Origin of the sequence: Flaviramulus basaltis (assembly GCF_900114265.1) — a bacterium.
Taxonomy (GTDB): Bacteria; Bacteroidota; Bacteroidia; order Flavobacteriales; family Flavobacteriaceae; genus Flaviramulus; species Flaviramulus basaltis.
In genome coordinates, this window is record NZ_FPKV01000001.1 from 485655 (window position 1) to 505726 (window position 20072).

Below are 20072 nucleotides of genomic sequence, written 5' to 3' on the forward strand. Positions count from 1 at the left end.
TTTATTAGTACTTTTAGTTCTATCAAATATAAGCATTATGGAGATTTTAATTGCATTAGTAGTTGTTGTTGTATTAATGGTTATTGCGGCTTCAAAATATAAATTTCATCCTTTTTTATCTTTATTAATGGCTGGTATTGTTATGGGATTTGTTGGTGGGCTAACTGAAGAAGAAATCACAGCAACCCTAACTTCTGGTTTTGGAAAAACCCTTGGAAGCATAGGAATAATAATTGCTTTTGGGACCATAATTGGTGCTTATTTAGAAAAAAGTGGTGGCGCTAAAACCATGGCAAATTGGGCTTTAAATACTATAGGAAAAAGTAGGTCGGTTTTAGCTATGAATATTACTGGTTTTATTGTTTCTATACCTGTGTATTGCGATTCTGGTTTTATTATTTTATCTCCTTTAAATAAAGCAATTAGCAAAAGTACCAAAATACCATTAACGGTTTTAGCCGTTTCGTTGGCCGCTGGATTATATACTGCACATGTATTTGTGCCACCAACTCCTGGTCCTTTAGCCGCAACGGCTGCTTTGGATGCAGATTTAGGACTGGTTATTCTTTTGGGTCTTGCCGTAGCTTTTCCTGTATCTTTAGTTGGTTATTTTTGGGCAAAATACCTTCAGCGTCGCTATAAAAATATTGAAACTTCTACTGAGAATAAGGATGAAGTTTCTGAAACCGATTCACAACATCAAACTATTCCAAAAACGTCAAATACATTTATGCCAATCATTATTCCGATTGTATTAATTGCATTAAAATCTATTTCCGATTATCCAACACATCCTTTTGGAGAAGGTGTTTTTTCAAGAATAACTAACTTTATAGGAAACCCTATAATTGCTTTATTAATTGGTGTTTTTCTGGCTTTTAAATTGAAAAAAAACGTTAAAGAAGCGACGCATTTTAATTGGGTAACTAGCGGATTAAAAGAAGCTGGTATTATTATTTTAATTACAGGTGCTGGTGGTGCTTTTGGTTCTATTTTACAAGCAACAGGTATTGGAGATATTATTGGAAGTAAGTTTTCAAATTTAAACCTTGGTTTGTTTTTACCATTTATTATTGCGGCTGTTTTAAAAACTGCTCAAGGCTCATCAACAGTTTCTATAATCACAACTGCCGCTATAATTGCACCAATTTTAGAATCGTTTGGCTTAGATTCTTCTTTAGGTAGAGCATTAACTGTACTTGCAATTGGCGCTGGTGCCATGACAGTTTCACATTTAAACGATAGTTTCTTTTGGGTTGTGGCACAATTCTCGGGAATGGATACACCAACTGCACTTAAAACACAAACCGTTTCCACCTTAATTCAAGGCTTTTTTGGTATAATTTTAATTATGATTATTGGTTGGATTTTTATTTAATCGATTTAACATACTTTTTATACCTACTGTTATGTTTACTTTATGTTATTAGCTATTTTTGACGCATGGATATAATCGACTCAATCATTCTTGGTATCATTCAAGGTCTTACAGAATTCTTACCTGTTTCATCAAGCGGACATTTAGAACTAGGAAAAGCCATTTTAGGCGATAATTTAGTAGCAGAAGAAAGTTTATTGTTTACAGTAGTTTTGCACTTTGCAACAGCTTTAAGTACTATTGTGGTTTTTAGAAAAGATATTTTAGATTTGATAAAAGGCGCTTTAAAATTTAAGTGGAATGATGATTTACAATTCATTACTAAAATTGTAATATCCATGATTCCTGCTGTTTTAGTTGGTCTCTTTTTTGAAAAACAATTAGAACAACTTTTTGGAGGTAGCGTTTTGCTTGTAGGTTGTATGCTTATTGTGACTGCAATTTTATTGTTTATGGCAGATAAAGCTAAAGACACCAATAAAAAAGTATCCTTTAAGAATGCTTTTATTATCGGAATTTCTCAAGCTATTGCTATGTTACCAGGGATTTCACGCTCTGGTGCAACAATTTCTACATCGGTATTATTAGGAAACGACAAAACTAAAGCAGCTCGTTTTTCATTTTTAATGGTTGTGCCGCTAATTTTTGGAAAAATTGCTAAAGATGTTTTAAGTGGTGATTTAACTTACGATAGTGGAAATTTCACTTCGCTTTCTATAGGTTTTATAGCTGCATTTGTTGCTGGTTTATTTGCTTGTACTTGGATGATTGCCTTGGTTAAAAAAAGTAAACTTTCTTATTTTGCTATTTACTGCGTTATTGTTGGTTTAATTGCTATCGCATTTGCTTTATTAAATAAATAATATGCTTAGTAAAGACGATTATCTTTCTGGTCAGGTTTTATTAATAGACAAGCCTTTAAATTGGACATCTTTCCAAGTTATAAACAAATTGCGTTGGGAAATACGACAAGCATTTCAAATAAAAAAAATAAAGGTTGGTCACGCTGGCACTTTAGATCCTTTAGCAACTGGTTTACTAGTTATTTGTACAGGTAAAATGACGAAGCAAATAGATACCTTTCAAGGACAAATAAAAGAATACACTGGTACTATAACTTTAGGAGGCACTACGCCTTCTTTTGATTTAGAAACTGAAATAAACGAAACCTTCCCTACTGAGCATATTACAGAAGCCTTAATTAAAGAAACCACAAAACAATTTATAGGTGATATTCAACAATTCCCACCTGTATTTTCAGCTTTAAAAAAAGACGGAAAACGTTTATATGAATTTGCTAGAGCTGGCGAAGAGGTTGAAATAAAATCAAGATTAGTAAGTATTTCAGAATTTGAAATTACAAATATTGATGTGCTTAACGTAAGTTTTAGAGTAGTTTGCAGCAAGGGAACCTATATTCGATCATTAGCTAACGATTTTGGCAAAGCTTTACAATCTGGAGCGCATTTATCAGCTTTAAGACGTACAAAAATTGGTGATTTTCATGTTGATAATGCACCTTCAATTGATGACTTTATCAAGGACCTTAACATCTCTTAACAACTAAATTCCTTTATTTTACGTATATTTCATAAACCCAAACGATAATTAAAAAGATTTGAACTTCACAAATCAACATAAAGCCCTACTTATTACCTTCTTCCTTTCGGGAACCGTAGTACTATCTGTTTTTAATTTTGGACTTAAAAAGCAGAGCGAAATTGCATCTGAGAGTTACTACGAAATTGAGCCTGAAAAGGAACTCACTAAAGAAGAAATAAAGGTTCTTGAAGCTTTAGAAAGTTTAAATAACGCTAAGGCAGAAACTAATGATGCTTTTAATGAGACTCAAAAAAGCAAACAGTTTGCTCAAGCTTATAAAACCATTGCGCCACCAGAAGATTATGTTCCAAAATCGAGTAGTGTCTCAGATGGTCCAAATACTGCAAAACGAAATTATGACGATACTGAAGACTCTAAACTAAACGACGACGAGTTAACTAAATTCAGTAAAGTAAATGAGCTTTTAAAAAAACAACGCTCTGGTGGTAATAACTCTAAAAGTACAATTAGTTTTTCATTAAAAAATAGAACAAAAGTTTACATTCCTATTCCTGTTTATCTTTGTGAATTTGATGGCAAAATAACTGTAAATATAACGGTTAATTCTGATGGAAATGTTACTGATGCTTACGTAAACTCCTCATCAACATCAGATAACGAGTGTTTAATTGAACATGCTTTAGAATATGCAAAACAGTCGCTATTTAGCACAGATGCATCTAAAGAAACTCAAATAGGAACCATTACATTTTATTTTATAGGCAAACAGTAGGTTGTAATTGGCATAGTATTTTTGTAATATCTTCAATTATATTTTGCCCTTTGTTATCATTATACCAATGCTGTAAATCTTCTTTAAATTCTGGTGTTAATTGACCGTATTGTGCTTTAAACTTATTTACATAATTAGTTGCTTCACTAGGTCTTGGTCCGTATGTATTTGCAACTTCTCCTGTTTCATCATCAATCATAATTACCTTAGGAATTGCTCTAGCTCCTTGTGTTAAAAAAGCATCCATAAGTTCAGGATTTTCATCACGAAGCACCACTTTAAAATTAATAGATGAATTTAACTCTGCTATTTTATTTAAAACGGGCATAACATGAGCTGCATCTCCACACCAGCTTTCTGTAATCACTAACCAAGTTGTTTTTTGATTAAATTCTGAAATTTTTTGTTGAGCATCTCCATATATTTTTAAAGTTTTATCCCAACGTTTCATGCGTTTGTCATTGAGCTTGGTGTAATTGGCTAAAGCATCTGTTTTTTCTAATCCTGTATTCGAATTATCTAGAGCTAATTGTTTTACTAAATTACGATAAGCATCATAAGACATACTTTTTTCTATAGCAGATTTTATTATAACGTTCATTATAAATTTTTTTAAATGATAACACAAAATTAGTATCTTGTTTGTTTATTTATGATGACTTTTGTCATGTTTCACTATAAAAACTTACAACTCACAATAAGAGCAATTAATTATTAATTAGTACTTAAAAAAATTCCAAATGAAAAAACATAGATGTGGTTGGTGTGAAGGTGATGATTTATATGAAGCTTATCATGACCAAGAATGGGGCGTTCCTGTTTATGATGATGATACTCTTTTTGAATTTTTAATTTTAGAAACTTTTCAAGCGGGTTTAAGTTGGATTACCATTTTACGTAAACGTGAAAATTTTAGAGCTGCTTTTGATAATTTTGACTACAAAAAAATAGCAAACTACAAACAAGATAAAATAGACACTTTGCTTTTAGATGCTGGCATTATAAGAAATAAATTAAAAGTAAATGCTACCGTGACTAATGCTCAAAATTTCATGAAAATTCAAGAAGAATTTGGGAGTTTTAGTAAATACATTTGGGAGTTTGTTAATGGAAAACCAATTAAAAACAACCTTAAAAACTACAAGAACGCACCTGCTACTACAAATATTAGTGATGCTTTAAGTAAAGATTTAAAAAAACGAGGTTTTAAATTTGTTGGCCCTACAGTTGTTTATGCACATATGCAAGCTACAGGTATGGTTAACGACCATGAAGCTGAATGTTTTAGATATAAAGAAGTTTAATTGACTGGATTAACTAAAGTAGCAGAAATTTTCACAAAGTCAAACTGTTTGATTCTTCCAAATATTTTAAAAATAAATCTCTAGAAATCTCCTCTGCACCTAAACTCTCAAGATGACTGGTATACACTTGGCAATCTATAAGCTTATAATTCGTGTTTTGTATAAATGATATAAAACCCGCTTTACTTGCGTTACTTTCTTTAGTAAACATACTTTCTCCAGAAAAGACGTTGTTTCCTAAATCTACACCATAAAGTCCAGCAACCAACATATTATCACGCCAAACCTCAACAGACCTTGCATAACCTAGTTCGTGAAGTTTTATATAGGCATCAATCATACTTTGAGTTATCCAAGTTCCAGCTTGTCCTTCTCTTTTTGCTTTAGAACATTCAGTAATTACAGCTTTAAAATCTTTATTTACAGTAACGACATAATCCTTATTTCTCAAAACCTGTTTCATGCTTTTTGAGACTTTCAACTTTTCTGGAAACAACACAAAACGTGGGTTTGGAGACCACCACAAAATAGGCTCTTCATTTTCAAACCAAGGAAAAATACCCGATTTATAAGCAAGCAATAATCGCTTAACCGATAAATCGCCACCAATAGCTAATAACCCATCTGATGAAGCTTCGTTTACATTTGGAAAGGATATGTTTTGTGTTAGATATTTCATTTAACTAAATTTCTATAAAATTCAAATTTAAAGCGTTATTAGAAATAATTATTAGCAATCATGTAAAATAAAAAAACCTCAATGTTGTAGTAAACATTGAGGTTTTTTTATAAGATTTCTGCCATCGCAGTAATAACAATATTATTTAAAAATTTAAAAAGGAAGATCGTCGTGATCATCTTCATTTAAATCTCCTGCTGGTTCAAAAGCATCAGCAGGTGGCACTGGTGGCAAGTTTTCACCTCCAGCTTCACTTTGTGCAGCTTCTATTCTCCAACCTTGGATAGAATTAAAATATTTAGTTTCTCCTTGTGGATTTACCCACTCTCTACCACGTAAATTTATGCTAATTTTTACCTGTTGTCCTTCTTTGTAACTGTTTAACAAATCTGTTTTATCCTGCACAAACTCAACCATAATATGTTGTGGATATTGCTCCTCAGTCGTTACAACAATTTCTCTTTTCCTAAACCCATTACTTCCAAAAGTTTGAGTTTCTCCTACCATTTTTATTCTTCCTTGAACTTCCATGTTTACTATTTATATCTAAATTAATTACTATTCTATTTTAACTTAATAAAACTTTCCAAGCGCTTTCAATATCTCCAAAACTCAAATAATTACGAGCCAATTTATGTTTTTGCCTGTGAGTTACTGTTTTTATATTAGGATGACGCTCTCCAATATCAGCTATAAAATCTTCAACCATTTTCTTGGTTGGTAACGCCTCAATATTAGCAAGCATACCTAAATCGTTTCCTGTTAAAACCATACTGTTTTTAACATAATCTGGAAAACTATCTACACCTATCCCTAATGTGGAAAGTGGTTTTGGTATTTCAAAAAAACCTTTTTTCGCTCTACTATAATAACTACCTCCTGCTCTGGCTACTAAATCTAATTTTTTCTGATCTATAGAACCATCTTCATTTAAAACGTCATCATCAATATGAAATTTCACAACTTCGCAAATAATTAAATTTCCTGCACCGCCTTCAGTTCCAAGCTTTATAATATCATTCACCTTACATTCAAATTGTACTGGTGCTTCAGCTACTCGAAACGGTTTTACAATATCAGATTTTAACATTGTTAATCCTGCTTTTTCAAACTCATTAACCTTTTCTGGATATTCTGTACTGGTTAAAGACATTTGGTGAACCATATCATAATTCACCACATTAATAACCACTTCCTTTGTTGCCTCAACATTTTGCAAGGTGTGTTTTTCTGTATTGTCTCTAACACGTCTTGAAGGTGAAAAAATCAATATTGGCGGGTTAGCGCTAAACACATTAAAAAAACTAAATGGTGATATATTTGGATTCCCATCTACATCAACTGTACTTGCAAAAGCAATTGGTCTTGGTGCAACAGCACTTAGCAAATAACTATGTAATTTACTAGTTGATAATGTTTTTGGATCTATTGACGCCATTAAGCTTTTTTTAATTTCAACAAATGTAGCCATTATGTTGTTCATCTAAAAACAGATTTACTAACAACTTACGCAATAATATTAACAGTTTTGCATTATATTACAAGTCAAATTTAATTGTTAATGATTTTTACAAAGTATAGCAATGCATTTCGTTGGATTATTATTATTGCTTCGTTTGCTATTGTATCTCTTATTTTATGGAAAACATATGAGTTTTTTCAGCATTTTAAAGATGAAGAAAGAACAAAAATGGAAAATTGGTCTTTTGCACAAACCGATTTACTAAAAACTGATAATCTTAATTTTGATTTAGGAAATTTACCATTAAAGGTCATTACAAGCAATAAAACTACCCCAATGATTAAAGTAAATCAAGATGGTAGTTATGAGTATAATAATATAGAGGACAACAAAGTAAAGGATTCAATATCCCTAAATAAGCTAATCTTAAAATTTAAACAAGAAAATGTTCCTATTAAGGTGAAGCTTGACGGAAAAGTAATTAGCACAATTTACTATGGCAATTCTCCTTTATTAAATAAGTTAAAATACTATCCTCTAGCGTTATTTCTTATCATTTTTCTTTTTGGTGCTGTTATTTATTTCTTTTACAGAAGCAACAAAAACGCTACTCAAAATAAGCTTTGGTCTGGTATGGCAAAGGAAACTGCACATCAAATTGGCACGCCCTTATCTTCCTTAATTGGATGGACAGAAATATTAAAAAGTGAAGATATAAACCCAGACTATATTGTTGAAATTGAAAAAGATATAGACAGACTACAAACTATTACAGAGCGTTTTAGCAAAATAGGCTCAGTTCCAAAATTAGAAGTTCTAGATATTATTGAAGAAACCGTAAACTCTTATGATTACTTAAAAACACGCTCTTCAAAACTTATTGATTTTGAAATAAAAGTCCCAAATGATGAAATTCTCGTAAATTTAAATAAACAACTTTACAGTTGGACTATTGAAAATTTAGTCAAGAATGCTATTGATGCCATGAAAGGTAGAGGTAAATTAACTATTGAAATTTCACAATTAGAAAATAATGTAAAAGTTAGTGTGACCGATACAGGAAAAGGAATTCCTAAAAAGGATTTTAACAAAATATTCGACCCTGGTTTTACAACCAAAAAACGTGGTTGGGGATTAGGCTTATCGCTAACAAAACGTATTATTGAAGATTTTCATAATGGCAAAATAAAGGTTTTACAATCTGAAATAGGAAAAGGCAGTACCATACAAATAAATTTAACCCGAGCTTTCTAATTTATGCCAGATAAACTAATACACATAAAAGGAGTTGACTTAAAAAATAACTGTCCAGAATGTTACAGTACAGATGGTTTGCACTTAACTTTTAAGCAAAAAATAGTTGAAACCAAATTTTATAAATCCATTACCTCTGAAATTAATCATGAATTAGCATGTAAAAATTGTAATTCGATTATTTATCCTGAACAATGGACTGATGATATTGACCGTGTAGTTGAATATCAAAACAAAGCTTTTGCTCCAAAAAAGCCTTCAACTTATTTAAAAAAATTATCTTGGATTGTTATTATAACTATTGCTATAGTTGTTGCTGCAATAATATTCACAATACTTTACAACCAATTATAACTCTGCTTTTATAGCGTTGGCTACTTGCTGCAGCTCTTCCGAAGTTAATTTTTCTTTTTTAATAAAACGCGCATCTTCCATAGTGTGTAAAGGAATTAAATGCACATGAGCATGAGGCACTTCTAATCCAATTACTGTTAAACCAATACGTTTACATGGTATTGCTTTTTCTATGGCTAAAGCAACACGTCTAGAAAAACTCATTAAACCATTATAAGAAGTCTCATCCAAATCAAAAATTTTATCAACTTCTTTTTTAGGAATACAAAGCGTATGCCCTTTAGCGTTTGGATTAATATCTAAAAAGGCTAAAAACTCATCCGTTTCTGCCACTTTATAGCAAGGAATTTCTCCGTTAATTATTTTAGTGAAAATTGAAGCCATAGTTTTTGAGAGTTTTGAATAGTTGTAAATATAAAAAAGATTCCTAATCATATTTAATTAGAAATCTTTTTTATCCTTTTTTTAATGAACTAGATTATCTTGAAATTTCGATAATATCAAATTTCATAACGCCATTTGGCACTTGAATTTCTGCTACATCTCCAACAGATTTACCTAACAAACCTTTACCAATTGGTGAATTAACCGAAATTTTTCCTGAAGCCAAATCTGCTTCACCATCAGCTACCAAAGTGTATAGCATTTCCATACCATTGGTTTGGTTTTTTATTTTTACTTTAGATAACACTAATGCTTTAGTAATATCTAATTGCGATTCATCAATAAGCCTTGCTCCAGCTAAAGCATCTTCCAATTTAGCAATTCGCATTTCTAACATGCCTTGTGCTTCTTTAGCCGCATCGTATTCTGCATTTTCACTTAAATCGCCTTTATCTCTAGCTTCTGCAATTGCTCTAGAAGCTTTTACGCGCTCTACATCTTTTAATTGTTTAAGCTCGTCTCTTAATTTTTTTAATCCCTCAGGTGTATAGTATGATACTTTACTCATAACTTCATCGTTTTACTTAATAAAAGATGCTGAAAAAAATTCAGCATATAAAAAAATCCCGCATACACGAGATTGTACTACAAATATACAAAATATTTAACTCAATTTACTTTTTGTTGTAAATTGCCCATTAAATTCAAAAGTGCTATGAAATACGTTTTCAGTTTTTTATGTTTTATTTTTCTATACTCTTGCAGCAGTAATTCTATAGATAATAAAAACTGTAAATTTTTACTAGATATTGGTGTTAATCTTAATATAGACCTTAGTTTACCGCAATATAGCCAGTTAGCTTTTGCAGGAAATTCGATATATATTGCTAATGCAGGAAATGCAGGTATTATTGTAGCGAGTATTGGTGCAGATTTTTATGCTTGGGATGCTAGCGACCCAAACCATGTGCCTAATTCTTGTTCTGCATTAATTCCAAATGGTTTGTTTGGAACCTGTGGTTGTGATGATGGTAACACTTATAATTTTGTAACTGGAACACCCGAAGGAAATGATGGTTTAAGATGTGCTTTAAAAAATTATAGAGTTGAAAAAGCTGGCAATAATCTTTTAATTTACAACTAAAAAAAAGCCTCAACATAATGCCGAGGCTTTTAATATTGTTTCTATTCTTCTTAAAACTTAAGAGTAACTCCAACTAAAAAGTTAGTAGTTGCTTGCGGATAATAACCTGAATAATACCCAGTAGTTGTTCCAGTTGGACTTGATGTATCATCATAATCATATGAGCCAAAAAACCCATTAGACACATATTCTTTGTTAAATACATTGTTAACTAACCCAGATATAACAATTGACTTGAATGTTTTATTAGGTTTAATTTCATAATTGATATTGAAATCGTTTACAAAATAGCTGTCCAATTTAGAATCTTCATTATCTACATTTCCCATATATTGTTCACCAACATATTTGCTTAAAAAAGACAATTGTAGATTTTTTAAAGGATTAAAATTAAGTGCATTACCAATGACTAAATCTGGTGAAAAAGAAATATTTGTATTTCCTAAATCTACCAGTTCACCATTAATAGGTGAATTAAAATCTTGGTTTTTATTACTGCTTATTGCAATATTAGTTGAGATGTTAAATAGTTTATTAAACTGAATATTTGCATCAACCTCTAAACCTAATCTGTAACTTTTACCACTTGTTGCTCTTATAGGGCTTCCTACATCATCCAACTCGCCAGTTAATACCAATTGATTTTGGTAAAACATATAATACAAATTCGTATTTACACTTACTTTGTTTTTATGGTGTCTCCAACCTAATTCAATATCATTTAGCGTTTCGTTTTCTGTTACACCTGCTTTAAAATCATCACGATTTGGCTCTCTATTTGCTCGTCCGTAAGATGCGTAAAAGCTGTTAAAATCAGAATTTTTAAAAGTGAAACCTAATTTTGGATTAAAAAAACTAAAGTTTGCATCGGTTACAAAACTTACTAAATCTGAATTTATTCCATTAGTTTTATAGCTTACAAAACGCCCTTGTAAGTCCACAAAACCTGTTACTTTTTCAGCAAGTTTAAATGTTGCTTTAGAAAAAACACTAAAATCATTTTTAGTAGCGTCACCTTCATAATATCTATCTCTAATATTCGTATTTGGTGCTAAATCGCTTCCCCAAATAACTTCTCCAAAATGATCACCATCATAAGTACTGTAAGAGATACCCGAAATAATTTCTAAAGTATTTTTCTTATAAGAAACATTAGCATTTAGGACGTAAAAATTATTATCTAACCAACGGCGTACAATAACATCGGAATCATCTTCAATTAAATTATCAAAATCTGCAGCAGATTCTTCAGGTTTATATTGCTCATAATAGCCTTTTCCTTTGGTATAGTTTAAACCTAAATTAGTTGACCAGTTGTTATTGAAACGTTCATTCCAATGCAATTGATAATGGTCTTGCCAATAATTATCGGTTTCATTTTCATAAGTATATGGGTTTTGACGGCGGTTTTCCTGTAATTCATCTGCTGTTAATCCATACCATGCTTGATAAGTTTGCTCTTTTGCTCCAAATGTTAAGGCTTTAATTAAAGTATTTTCATCTTTGTAAATACCTTGTAAAAAGTATGAACCTAAATCTGTATAGGCACGGTCTATATAACCATCAGAATCAATTTTAGAGAAACGTCCAGAGATTTCAAAATGGTCATTTAGTAATCCTGTGCTAAGTTTTACGGTATGTTTTCTTGTATTATAGCTTCCAAAGCTATTAGAAATCTCCCCTGAAGCCTCATCTGAAAGCACATCTGTTAACACATTTAAACTTGCGCCAAAAGCACCTGAGCCATTTGTAGATGTTCCAACACCACGTTGTAATTGTAAACTCTCAATTGATGAAGCAAAATCACCTAAGTTTACCCAAAACGTTCCTTGACTTTCTGGGTCGTTATAAGGAATTCCATTTATGGTTACATTTACTCGAGTAGCATCTGTACCACGCACTCTAATACCCGTATAACCAATACCTGCTCCGGCATCACTTGTGGTTACTACCGATGGCAAATAATTTAAAAGCGCAGGAATATCCTGCCCTAAATTGCGTTTTTCCAATTGCTCTTTTGAAACGTTGGAATGTGTAATTGGAGAATCTGCATTTACACGAACTGCTTTTACTAAAACTTCGTCTAGTTTTTCGGTTTTAGTTGAATCTTGTTTTACTTGATTTTGTTGCGCATTGGCGCTGACTGATAACACGAGAAGTGTTAAAAAAAGAAAAATGTTTTTCATTACGATTATGTTTATAATCGAATAAAAAGAGGTAATTATTCTTAATTGTTAATAAATTAGTTTGTGTCATTACGAGGAGTTTTTACGACGCAGTAATCTATTCCTTTTAACAGATTGCCACAGTAATTAAAAATTACTTCGCAATGACGATAAAATTTAAATTCCTAAACAGCATTACCTGTTCTAGGTTCAATGGGTATGATCTCAGCCGATAATAGGCACCCCTTTTTTGAGAACGCTGCAAAGATATAAACAATTGATATTTACCAAATGATATTTGGCAATTTTTTTAATCGATATCTGGTTTTTTTCTATTTGCCTTTTTATCAGATAGGTTACGTTTATTTTTTAAACGTTTTTTAATAACTGATTTAGGCACTTTAGTAGGAATTCGTTTTTTAGGAACAATTAACGATACTTTAATTAGCTCTATAAATCGTTTTATAACGAGCTCTTTATTTTTATGCTGACTTCTACTTTCGCCACACTGCAAAATTAAAACACCTTCATTAGTTAGTCGGCTTTTAAGTTTTCTTTGAATGCGTTGCTTTTGAAAATCAGTTAAACCTTCTGATGCATTTAAATTAAAAGATAACTCAACTTTTGAAGACACTTTATTAACGTGTTGCCCACCAGCACCCGAGCTTCTAATGGCTTTAAAAGTTAGTTCTTGTATTACAGCATCTACGTTAAATCTCACTATGCTTGATGAACGGGTTTAAGTAAATCGTTAACCGTTTTTACAGGATTAAAAGTTTCTAATGGAATTTCAACAAAAATAGAATTCCAATACGCCATACTACCATTCCATAATCCTGGAAGTTCTAAGGCTTGAATATCTATACCGTTTTGTGTTTTCATGGTTATAAAAGCAGCTTCAGGATCTACATAATTCATTAAATCGAATTTTTCACCTTTATAATTCTTTACGCCACAAACCAAATCTGTTGGGTTAAAATGTGTGGCATTTTTTACAATATCCGCTTGTGCTGAATTATCAATATCTATTTGGGCAAACTCAACTATTTGAAGTGATGTATTGCCTTCTTCGTCTTTTACCCAAAATGGTCCGCCTCCAGGTTCTCCTTCATTTTTCACCATACCACAAACACGAATTGGCCTGTTTAACTTATCTTTTAAATACACTCTTTTTTCTGGTTGTGTAAAATCATCAAAACCATCATCAATAACAACATTCATTTTACTTGACAAAAATGAAGCTATTTCTAAAAGTTTAACTTCTTCAATCGCTTTATTATCTAATTCTCGTAAATAACCAAAAGCTTGTTCTTGAGCATTTACAAGTACGCCTGCAATAAGTTTTTTATAATTAGACACTTTTTTGTTTAATTCTAAAACCACAATATTATCCACATTTTTTATAAAAATAATGTCATTATTTAAGTCGTTTAAATTTTCTAATAACGCGCCATGACCTGCTGGTCTAAATAGAATTGAGCCATCTTCATTTCTAAAAATTTCATTATTGGTGGTTAAAGCTAAAGTTTCTGTCGCTTCATTTTGATATGAGTATGAAACATCAAAAACAGTATTGGTTTCTTTTTCTACAGCATCTTTAACCTTCTTCAATTCTGCATCAAAATAGCTGTGATGTTTTTCTGAAACTGTAAAATGTAAATTAGCTTTACCTTTAGATGAAGCATATAAAGTTGATTCTATTAAATGCTCTTGAAAAGGTGTGTTTGCTCCCGATGGATATTTGTGAAATGGCAATAACCCTTTTGGCAAAAAACTATAATTTAAACCATCTTCATTTAGAATGGTTTTAACTAGCTCATAATACGCTTCGCTTTCACTTAAACTGTCAAAATTTGGATTTATAGCTTGCGCTTTTGATAGAACTTCTTCATAAAACGGAAATTTTTCTAATCCAGAAATAAATATTTTTATAAGCTTATCATTTTGTCTTTCTGCATAACTCTCAATAGTATCTTTTTCAGGATTAAAATTATTTAAAAACTGAAATAAAAATTTAAACATTCGAGTAGCTGCACCAGATGCTGGAACAAATTTCACAATATTTAATTGGTTTTGTTTCGCTTCAAAACTTTTAATTAAATCTTCTGTTTCGCTTTCATTGTAGCTTTCAATACCACTTCCAATAGTAGCTGCAGATATTAAATTGGAATAAGACATTCCGTTTTTAATACGAGAAACTTGGGCTTCAACTTGCTTTAAAGTAATTCCTTTATTTTCTATTTGCTGAATATCTTTTTCTGTAAACATAATTACTTGTTTTTTAATAATTCATCAATGTGCTTCACAGCCGTTTCTAATCGTATTTTTTTATCTCCTTTTAACAAAACATAAGGGCGATTATTTTCAATCAAAGCCTTTTGAAAAGCATCAAACATCTCTTCCCTGTTTTCTGGTTTATCTCGCAAATCATCTGCTTCCCAAGGTGTATCAATATATGTTAGAAAATATAAATCGTAAGTGTTTTCTAAAGCATATTTTTCAAGAATTGGATCGCAACTTCCTAAATAGTACGTTTCGGAATAAACTTTAGTTTCTAATAAATCGGTATCGCAAATTAAAACAGTATCTGTTTTTTTAGCCAATTTATTTTCAAGTTTCATTTGCCCTTTTGCAATAGGCAACAAATCGTCTGGTTCGCATGTATTACGCTCGTTATTCCATTTATTTTGGAGATATTCTCGCGCATATTCTGGTACCCAAACTGAATTGTAATATCGAGCCAATTGTCGTGACAATGTTGTTTTTCCTGTAGATTCAGGCCCAAACAAAACTATTTTTACGCAGTTTGAAGGTTCTTGCTTAAATTTTTCTTCCATGCTAAATAACCAAAAATGGCAATAAATGTAAATCCTAAATATTGAAAACTCGTAAATGTAAATCCTTTATAAAAATACAATGGCACTGAAATTATATCTCCAATAATCCAGAATATCCAATTCTCAATTTTTCGCTTTGCCATAAGCCACATACCAACAAAAAATATTGCTGTTGTTATGGTGTCTACATAAGCAACCCAACTAGTCCATTTTTCAAAGGCATTGTAAACTAAATAAACAAATAATAGAGTAGCGAAAAATATAGCTATACTTATCTTTTTTTCGTTGAACGTTATTTTTGAAATGGGAGTAACATGTGTTTCATCAACTTTTCTAGTCCAAATATACCAACCATAAACGCTCATTATGAAGTAATAAGCATTTATCATCATATCTCCTAACAACCCCCATTTTAGTAATAAGTAAACAAAAATAACAGTACTAATCATACCTGTTGGGAATACTAAAATGTTATTCTTTTTTGAGTACCAAACCGATAAAAATCCAAAAATGACAGCAACAATTTCTAGAATAATATCTACAGTTTCATAATCTGAATATTGCCCGAATAAAAAATCAAAAATGAGGTTCATAATCGTGTCTGTCGGATTTTACAATTTTCATATAAAGCAAACCTCTTTCAATAAGTTCAAAAGCTTCCTTTATTTCTGTAGTTAGCAATTGCATAACGGCATCATAATCACCATAAACTTGAGTACTTAACGGATTTTCAAGAACCTTTAAATCTGAAGCTCTTAACTTTTTTATAAAATGAATAATTGCCGGTTCGTAATTGTCTTGTAATGGTGTTAAGGTTAATTCTACTGATATTTTCATTTCAAAATTTGGTTTCTTTTCCGCAAAAGCGAAAATATTTATTTTTTTATGTGATGCTAAAAACAATCTTTTCAACTTCGCTCAAGGTAGCATTTTTAGTACGACAATTATTTTCTTATATCATCAAAAAATGATTCATTTTCCTCAAAAGCTGTACCAATAACAACGAGATCTGCTCCAGAATTATAGGTGTTTTCTAACTCATTCTTACTTCTAATACCACCACCAACTATTAATGGAATTTTCAATTCTTTTTTTACTAATGAAATTATCTCGTGTGTTAATGGCTCCTTTGCTCCGCTACCAGCTTCTAAATACATAAATTGCATACCTAATAATTCCCCAGCTTTAGCCGAATCAATTATGAGTTGAATCTCATTTCTTGGCAAAGGCTTGGTTTCTGTAACTTCTTCAACCGCTGTTACTTTTCCGCTTTCAATTAACAAATATCCTGTTGGAATAACTTCAAGATTAGAATTTCTTAATTTTGAAACAGCATCAATATGCTTACCAATTAAATAGTCTGGATTTCGTCCTGAAATTAGTGATAAAAACAATATTGCATCTGCTTTATTTGTGATTTGCGACACATCTCCCGGAAACAATATTACGAGTAAGTTTGTGTGCTTTTTTATTTCAACAACTAAAGCTTCGGTTACATTTTCTTCAACAATACTTCCACCAACAAAAATATGAGTTGCTACAGAAGCATTTACCTTTTTAATAAAACTAGCTGTATTTTCAACATGAAATTTGTCTGGATCAATTAAAATAGCCAATAGTTTTTCACCATTTGAAACAGCTTCTAATATGTTTTCACAAACTCCTTTCATTTAAGCAATGGCGTAAGCACAGGTAAAGCCCTCAAATTCTAAAAAATGAATATTATATCGGTATTTTTTATTTTCATAATCTATCCAAGCTACAGTTTCATCTTTATGATCTGAAACAGGAATAACTAAACAATGCTGTTTAAAACTCAACACTGGTGTTGCAAAAAGTTTGTATAATGACTCTTTAACACACCAAATAGTTGTTAGTTTTTTAATATAAATTGAATCATTTTCATTTAAATAATCAAACTCATAATCAATAAATTTATGAGCTATAACAGTTATTTTATCACGTTGTTTTTCAATATCGATTCCAACAATACAATCGCTTACAATAACTGCCGAAAAATTAAACGAATGTGTAATTGATATTTGTTTACCATCTTTTAAATGAGGCTTACCGTTTTCGTCATAAAACAAATCGTTATCCTCATAACCAAAGGCAGCTAATAAATGCCTCACACTTAAAAAACCGCGCTGATGCAATTCACTTTTCATACCTAAAACCCGCTTTAAACTTCCTGATTTTAAGTTTATAGGCAACATTAAATCATCATAAGATTCTGAAATCTTCCAGATTTTAACAGTAGTTTGTGAATTTGGAGCAAGGGTTTTATAAAGTGGCATTTAATATTCTGAAAGTTATTGATTATCTTTGCACTGCTTAAAACAAATTAAACGTTTTGGTAAGCGAATTTAAGTATTTTAAGCGCTAATCACAACGAAGTTTGGTTATTAAAACAAAAAGAAAAATTGATATGAGTATAAAAACAATTCCTTACGTAGAGAGCAAAGTAAAAGATATATCTCTTGCAGATTGGGGACGAAAAGAAATAGAATTAGCCGAGGCAGAAATGCCTGGACTTATGAGTTTACGTGAAGAATACGGAAATTCTCAACCACTTAAAGGTGCGCGTATTGCAGGTTGTTTACATATGACTATTCAAACAGCAGTTTTAATTGAAACTTTACAAGCTTTAGGTGCAGAAGTAACTTGGAGTTCTTGTAACATTTTCTCAACACAAGATCAAGCTGCTGCTGCTATTGCTGCTGCTGGAACTTCGGTTTATGCTTGGAAAGATATGACTGAAGAAGAATTTGATTGGTGTATTGAGCAAACACTTTTCTTTGGTGAAGACAGACAACCACTTAACATGATTCTTGATGATGGTGGCGATTTAACCAATATGGTTTTAGATAAATATCCAGAATTGGTTTCTGGAATTAAAGGTTTAAGTGAAGAAACTACAACTGGAGTTCACAGACTTTACGAGCGTGTAAAAAATGGCACATTACCAATGCCTGCTATTAATGTAAACGATTCGGTTACAAAAAGTAAATTCGATAACAAATACGGATGTAAAGAAAGTGCTGTAGATGCGATTCGTCGTGCTACCGATATTATGCTTGCAGGAAAACGTGTTGTTGTTTGTGGTTATGGCGATGTTGGTAAAGGTACAGCAGCATCTTTTAAAGGAGCAGGAAGTATTGTTACAGTAACGGAAATTGACCCGATTTGTGCTTTACAAGCGGCTATGGATGGTTTTGAAGTTAAAAAACTAGAAACAATTGCTCCAAATGCAGATATTATAATCACTACAACAGGAAATAAAGATATTGTTCAAGCTAAACATTTTGAAGCTGTAAAAGACAAAACGATTATTTGTAACATTGGGCATTTTGATAATGAAATTGATATGGCTTGGTTAAACAAAAATCACGGTCATACAAAAAACACAATTAAACCACAGGTTGATAAATATACCGTTAACGGAAAAGATATTATTATACTTGCTGAAGGTCGTTTAGTAAACTTAGGTTGTGCTACAGGTCACCCAAGTTTTGTAATGAGTAACTCGTTCACAAACCAAACTTTAGCACAATTAGAGCTTTGGACAAATACTGATGCTTACAAAAACGATGTATATATGTTACCTAAACATCTTGATGAAAAAGTAGCAAAATTACACTTAGCTAAAATTGGAGTGGAGTTAACAGAACTTCGTGAAGACCAAGCAAAATACATTGGTGTAAAACAAGAAGGTCCTTTTAAACCTGAGTATTACAGATATTAAAACCTAAACGTCATGCTGAACTTGTTTCAGCATCTTATCAAATATTTAAATCCCAAGCAGTTTCTGTTTGGGATTTTTTTTATCATTTCAACAAAAGAGCAATCGCTCTAATTATTCTACTTGTGTGATTTCTCCTTTGTCGAAATGACTAAATTATTTTTGTACAGCATTAATATTACAATCAATCCACCATATCCTCCTCAAAATACCACCACAAACTAGAATCTATAGAATTTTTCATTTTAACAATATCCACATTTTCTTTTAAAAAAACAGTGATACTTTCATTAGCTCTATTTTGCTCAACACAATCACATATTTCTATAGTCTCAATTTCATTAAAATGTTCTAAATGATTTTTAATCTTAACGTCTAAAGACTCATCACTTAAGTAAATCTTAATGCTTGGTTGCGATGGGGAATTTCTAATTTCTGATCTAAATGGTAGCATACTATCTAATTTTACGTTAGACAATTTTTTATTGCAGATGCAATTCATTAAAGTTACGGATTTAATTAATATCTTTTACAATTAAATTTTGTAATGAACAGCAAACGCATAGCCATTTTAAATAAGCAAATATCTAAACTAGAAGCGTATATACCTCTATTTGATGAAGAAAACACTACAGTTTCTAAATCCACAATAGGTTGGCAATTAGACCATGCTTTAAAAGTTTTTAATATGACTAGCGAATGGACTGAAAACTCCAACCCAAAGAATTATAAACGAAAATTCAATTTTTGGCGCAGTGTTTTATTCCCTATAAATTATTTTCCAAGAGGTAAAGTACGAGCTCCAAAAGTTGTACAGCCACCACAAATTATTTTAATTGAAGATATAAAAAGCCAAATACATGCAGCTAGAACTCACATTGAAAATTTAAACAAACTACCTAAAACTGCTTATTTTAAGCATTTTATTTTTGGTGATTTATCAAAAAAACAAACCTTGAGGTTTTTGCAAATGCACACCCATCATCATTTAAAAATTATAAGTGATATTTTAAAAAAATAAAAAACACTTCTAT

The 20072-nt window shown here is 31.3% G+C and carries 25 protein-coding genes; 10 read left to right on the forward strand and 15 right to left on the reverse strand.

The window, feature by feature from the left end:
• The first annotated feature begins 37 nt into the window (after positions 1-37).
• The 4 genes from BT151_RS02265 (at position 38) to BT151_RS02280 (ending at position 3713) form a co-directional block, all read left to right on the forward strand.
• Positions 38-1378: a GntP family permease gene (locus BT151_RS02265; RefSeq protein WP_216231064.1), complete on the forward strand. Its 1341-nt coding sequence runs from the start codon at positions 38-40 to the stop codon at positions 1376-1378.
• Positions 1379-1443: 65 nt separating this feature from the next.
• Positions 1444-2241 (forward strand): undecaprenyl-diphosphate phosphatase, encoded by a 798-nt coding sequence (locus BT151_RS02270; RefSeq protein ID WP_072400141.1) that lies wholly within the window; start codon positions 1444-1446, stop codon positions 2239-2241.
• Between the two features lies 1 nt (position 2242).
• A complete protein-coding gene (gene truB, locus BT151_RS02275; RefSeq protein ID WP_072400142.1) occupies positions 2243-2938 on the forward strand; it encodes a tRNA pseudouridine(55) synthase TruB in 696 nt (231 codons plus the stop codon).
• Between the two features lie 58 nt (positions 2939-2996).
• Positions 2997-3713 (forward strand): energy transducer TonB, encoded by a 717-nt coding sequence (locus BT151_RS02280; RefSeq protein ID WP_072400143.1) that lies wholly within the window; start codon positions 2997-2999, stop codon positions 3711-3713.
• Here the strand turns inward: BT151_RS02280 and BT151_RS02285 are convergent.
• Entirely contained in the window at positions 3697-4314 is a 618-nt protein-coding gene (locus tag BT151_RS02285) for a thioredoxin family protein (RefSeq protein ID WP_072400144.1), read from the reverse strand. The two genes, BT151_RS02280 and BT151_RS02285, sit on opposite strands and share 17 nt — an antisense overlap.
• A 139-nt stretch (positions 4315-4453) precedes the next feature.
• On the opposite strand from BT151_RS02285, the gene BT151_RS02290 reads away from it, so the two are divergent.
• Complete coding sequence (locus BT151_RS02290; RefSeq protein ID WP_072400145.1) at positions 4454-5017, forward strand: DNA-3-methyladenine glycosylase I; 564 nt, start codon at positions 4454-4456, stop codon at positions 5015-5017.
• Positions 5018-5048: 31 nt separating this feature from the next.
• Here the strand turns inward: BT151_RS02290 and aat are convergent, their stop codons facing one another.
• From aat to BT151_RS02305, 3 genes are all read right to left on the reverse strand, one after another.
• Positions 5049-5696, reverse strand: coding sequence for a leucyl/phenylalanyl-tRNA--protein transferase (aat, locus tag BT151_RS02295; RefSeq protein ID WP_072400146.1), 648 nt, complete (start codon positions 5694-5696; stop codon positions 5049-5051).
• 153 nt (positions 5697-5849) lie between these two features.
• Positions 5850-6227 carry a DUF3127 domain-containing protein gene (locus BT151_RS02300; RefSeq protein ID WP_072400147.1) on the reverse strand — a complete coding sequence of 126 codons (378 nt, stop codon included), beginning with the start codon at positions 6225-6227 and terminating at the stop codon, positions 5850-5852.
• Positions 6228-6264: 37 nt separating this feature from the next.
• Complete coding sequence (locus tag BT151_RS02305; RefSeq protein WP_072400967.1) at positions 6265-7134, reverse strand: flavin reductase family protein; 870 nt, start codon at positions 7132-7134, stop codon at positions 6265-6267.
• Positions 7135-7257: 123 nt separating this feature from the next.
• On the opposite strand from BT151_RS02305, the gene BT151_RS02310 reads away from it, so the two are divergent.
• Both BT151_RS02310 and BT151_RS02315 read left to right on the forward strand, forming a co-directional pair.
• Positions 7258-8412 carry a sensor histidine kinase gene (locus BT151_RS02310; RefSeq protein WP_072400148.1) on the forward strand — a complete coding sequence of 385 codons (1155 nt, stop codon included), beginning with the start codon at positions 7258-7260 and terminating at the stop codon, positions 8410-8412.
• Positions 8413-8415: 3 nt separating this feature from the next.
• Positions 8416-8766 carry a hypothetical protein gene (locus BT151_RS02315; protein WP_072400149.1) on the forward strand — a complete coding sequence of 117 codons (351 nt, stop codon included), beginning with the start codon at positions 8416-8418 and terminating at the stop codon, positions 8764-8766.
• Here BT151_RS02315 and BT151_RS02320 read toward each other — a convergent pair.
• Positions 8761-9150: an HIT family protein gene (locus BT151_RS02320; protein WP_072400150.1), complete on the reverse strand. Its 390-nt coding sequence runs from the start codon at positions 9148-9150 to the stop codon at positions 8761-8763. The two genes, BT151_RS02315 and BT151_RS02320, sit on opposite strands and share 6 nt — an antisense overlap.
• 94 nt (positions 9151-9244) lie before the next feature.
• Positions 9245-9718, reverse strand: coding sequence for a transcription elongation factor GreA (gene greA, locus BT151_RS02325; protein ID WP_072400151.1), 474 nt, complete (start codon positions 9716-9718; stop codon positions 9245-9247).
• A 147-nt stretch (positions 9719-9865) separates the two neighbouring features.
• Between greA and BT151_RS02330 the strand changes: the two genes are divergently transcribed.
• Positions 9866-10294 (forward strand): hypothetical protein, encoded by a 429-nt coding sequence (locus BT151_RS02330; RefSeq protein ID WP_072400152.1) that lies wholly within the window; start codon positions 9866-9868, stop codon positions 10292-10294.
• 50 nt (positions 10295-10344) lie between these two features.
• Here BT151_RS02330 and BT151_RS02335 read toward each other — a convergent pair whose 3' ends face one another.
• From BT151_RS02335 to BT151_RS02370, 8 genes are all read right to left on the reverse strand, one after another.
• Positions 10345-12480 (reverse strand): TonB-dependent receptor, encoded by a 2136-nt coding sequence (locus tag BT151_RS02335; protein WP_072400153.1) that lies wholly within the window; start codon positions 12478-12480, stop codon positions 10345-10347.
• 289 nt (positions 12481-12769) lie between these two features.
• The gene (gene arfB, locus BT151_RS02340) at positions 12770-13180 is read right to left on the reverse strand and encodes an alternative ribosome rescue aminoacyl-tRNA hydrolase ArfB (RefSeq protein ID WP_072400154.1); all 411 of its coding nucleotides are present in this window, start codon (positions 13178-13180) and stop codon (positions 12770-12772) included.
• The gene (locus BT151_RS02345) at positions 13180-14727 is read right to left on the reverse strand and encodes a DUF4301 family protein (protein WP_072400155.1); all 1548 of its coding nucleotides are present in this window, start codon (positions 14725-14727) and stop codon (positions 13180-13182) included. Before BT151_RS02345 ends, arfB begins: the two co-directional genes overlap by 1 nt.
• 2 nt (positions 14728-14729) lie before the next feature.
• On the reverse strand, positions 14730-15296 hold the full coding sequence (locus BT151_RS02350) for an AAA family ATPase (protein WP_072400156.1): 567 nt from the start codon (positions 15294-15296) through the stop codon (positions 14730-14732).
• Complete coding sequence (gene pnuC, locus BT151_RS02355) at positions 15257-15889, reverse strand: nicotinamide riboside transporter PnuC (protein WP_072400157.1); 633 nt, start codon at positions 15887-15889, stop codon at positions 15257-15259. Before pnuC ends, BT151_RS02350 begins: the two co-directional genes overlap by 40 nt.
• Positions 15873-16133, reverse strand: coding sequence for a thiamine-binding protein (locus BT151_RS02360; protein WP_072400968.1), 261 nt, complete (start codon positions 16131-16133; stop codon positions 15873-15875). Before BT151_RS02360 ends, pnuC begins: the two co-directional genes overlap by 17 nt.
• Positions 16134-16240: 107 nt before the next feature.
• A complete protein-coding gene (locus BT151_RS02365; protein WP_072400158.1) occupies positions 16241-16966 on the reverse strand; it encodes a phosphoglycerol geranylgeranyltransferase in 726 nt (241 codons plus the stop codon).
• Positions 16967-17593 carry a 4'-phosphopantetheinyl transferase family protein gene (locus BT151_RS02370; RefSeq protein WP_072400159.1) on the reverse strand — a complete coding sequence of 209 codons (627 nt, stop codon included), beginning with the start codon at positions 17591-17593 and terminating at the stop codon, positions 16967-16969.
• A 131-nt stretch (positions 17594-17724) separates the two neighbouring features.
• Here BT151_RS02370 and ahcY point away from each other — a divergent pair, with 131 nt between their 5' ends.
• Complete coding sequence (ahcY, locus tag BT151_RS02375) at positions 17725-19041, forward strand: adenosylhomocysteinase (RefSeq protein ID WP_072400969.1); 1317 nt, start codon at positions 17725-17727, stop codon at positions 19039-19041.
• Between the two features lie 181 nt (positions 19042-19222).
• On the opposite strand, the gene BT151_RS02380 is transcribed toward ahcY, so the two are convergent.
• Positions 19223-19492, reverse strand: coding sequence for a hypothetical protein (locus tag BT151_RS02380; protein WP_143144239.1), 270 nt, complete (start codon positions 19490-19492; stop codon positions 19223-19225).
• Positions 19493-19585: 93 nt separating this feature from the next.
• Here BT151_RS02380 and BT151_RS02385 point away from each other — a divergent pair, with 93 nt between their 5' ends.
• Positions 19586-20059 carry a DUF1569 domain-containing protein gene (locus BT151_RS02385; RefSeq protein WP_072400161.1) on the forward strand — a complete coding sequence of 158 codons (474 nt, stop codon included), beginning with the start codon at positions 19586-19588 and terminating at the stop codon, positions 20057-20059.
• Positions 20060-20072: the final 13 nt, after the last annotated feature.

Excerpts from the sequence above, each read along its gene's own strand:
- BT151_RS02265 (WP_216231064.1), top strand. The coding sequence starts at position 38 with ATGGAGATTTTAATTGCATTAGTAGTTGTTGTTGTATTAATGGTTATT.
- BT151_RS02270 (WP_072400141.1), top strand. The coding sequence starts at position 1,444 with ATGGATATAATCGACTCAATCATTCTTGGTATCATTCAAGGTCTTACA.
- truB (WP_072400142.1), top strand. The coding sequence starts at position 2,243 with ATGCTTAGTAAAGACGATTATCTTTCTGGTCAGGTTTTATTAATAGAC.
- BT151_RS02285 (WP_072400144.1), bottom strand. The coding sequence starts at position 4,314 with ATGAACGTTATAATAAAATCTGCTATAGAAAAAAGTATGTCTTATGAT.
- BT151_RS02290 (WP_072400145.1), top strand. The coding sequence starts at position 4,454 with ATGAAAAAACATAGATGTGGTTGGTGTGAAGGTGATGATTTATATGAA.
- aat (WP_072400146.1), bottom strand. The coding sequence starts at position 5,696 with ATGAAATATCTAACACAAAACATATCCTTTCCAAATGTAAACGAAGCT.
- BT151_RS02300 (WP_072400147.1), bottom strand. The coding sequence starts at position 6,227 with ATGGAAGTTCAAGGAAGAATAAAAATGGTAGGAGAAACTCAAACTTTT.
- BT151_RS02305 (WP_072400967.1), bottom strand. The coding sequence starts at position 7,134 with ATGGCGTCAATAGATCCAAAAACATTATCAACTAGTAAATTACATAGT.
- BT151_RS02310 (WP_072400148.1), top strand. The coding sequence starts at position 7,258 with ATGATTTTTACAAAGTATAGCAATGCATTTCGTTGGATTATTATTATT.
- BT151_RS02315 (WP_072400149.1), top strand. The coding sequence starts at position 8,416 with ATGCCAGATAAACTAATACACATAAAAGGAGTTGACTTAAAAAATAAC.
- BT151_RS02320 (WP_072400150.1), bottom strand. The coding sequence starts at position 9,150 with ATGGCTTCAATTTTCACTAAAATAATTAACGGAGAAATTCCTTGCTAT.
- greA (WP_072400151.1), bottom strand. The coding sequence starts at position 9,718 with ATGAGTAAAGTATCATACTATACACCTGAGGGATTAAAAAAATTAAGA.
- BT151_RS02330 (WP_072400152.1), top strand. The coding sequence starts at position 9,866 with ATGAAATACGTTTTCAGTTTTTTATGTTTTATTTTTCTATACTCTTGC.
- BT151_RS02335 (WP_072400153.1), bottom strand. The coding sequence starts at position 12,480 with ATGAAAAACATTTTTCTTTTTTTAACACTTCTCGTGTTATCAGTCAGC.
- BT151_RS02345 (WP_072400155.1), bottom strand. The coding sequence starts at position 14,727 with ATGTTTACAGAAAAAGATATTCAGCAAATAGAAAATAAAGGAATTACT.
- BT151_RS02350 (WP_072400156.1), bottom strand. The coding sequence starts at position 15,296 with ATGGAAGAAAAATTTAAGCAAGAACCTTCAAACTGCGTAAAAATAGTT.
- pnuC (WP_072400157.1), bottom strand. The coding sequence starts at position 15,889 with ATGAACCTCATTTTTGATTTTTTATTCGGGCAATATTCAGATTATGAA.
- BT151_RS02360 (WP_072400968.1), bottom strand. The coding sequence starts at position 16,133 with ATGAAAATATCAGTAGAATTAACCTTAACACCATTACAAGACAATTAC.
- BT151_RS02365 (WP_072400158.1), bottom strand. The coding sequence starts at position 16,966 with ATGAAAGGAGTTTGTGAAAACATATTAGAAGCTGTTTCAAATGGTGAA.
- BT151_RS02370 (WP_072400159.1), bottom strand. The coding sequence starts at position 17,593 with ATGCCACTTTATAAAACCCTTGCTCCAAATTCACAAACTACTGTTAAA.
- ahcY (WP_072400969.1), top strand. The coding sequence starts at position 17,725 with ATGAGTATAAAAACAATTCCTTACGTAGAGAGCAAAGTAAAAGATATA.
- BT151_RS02380 (WP_143144239.1), bottom strand. The coding sequence starts at position 19,492 with ATGCTACCATTTAGATCAGAAATTAGAAATTCCCCATCGCAACCAAGC.
- BT151_RS02385 (WP_072400161.1), top strand. The coding sequence starts at position 19,586 with ATGAACAGCAAACGCATAGCCATTTTAAATAAGCAAATATCTAAACTA.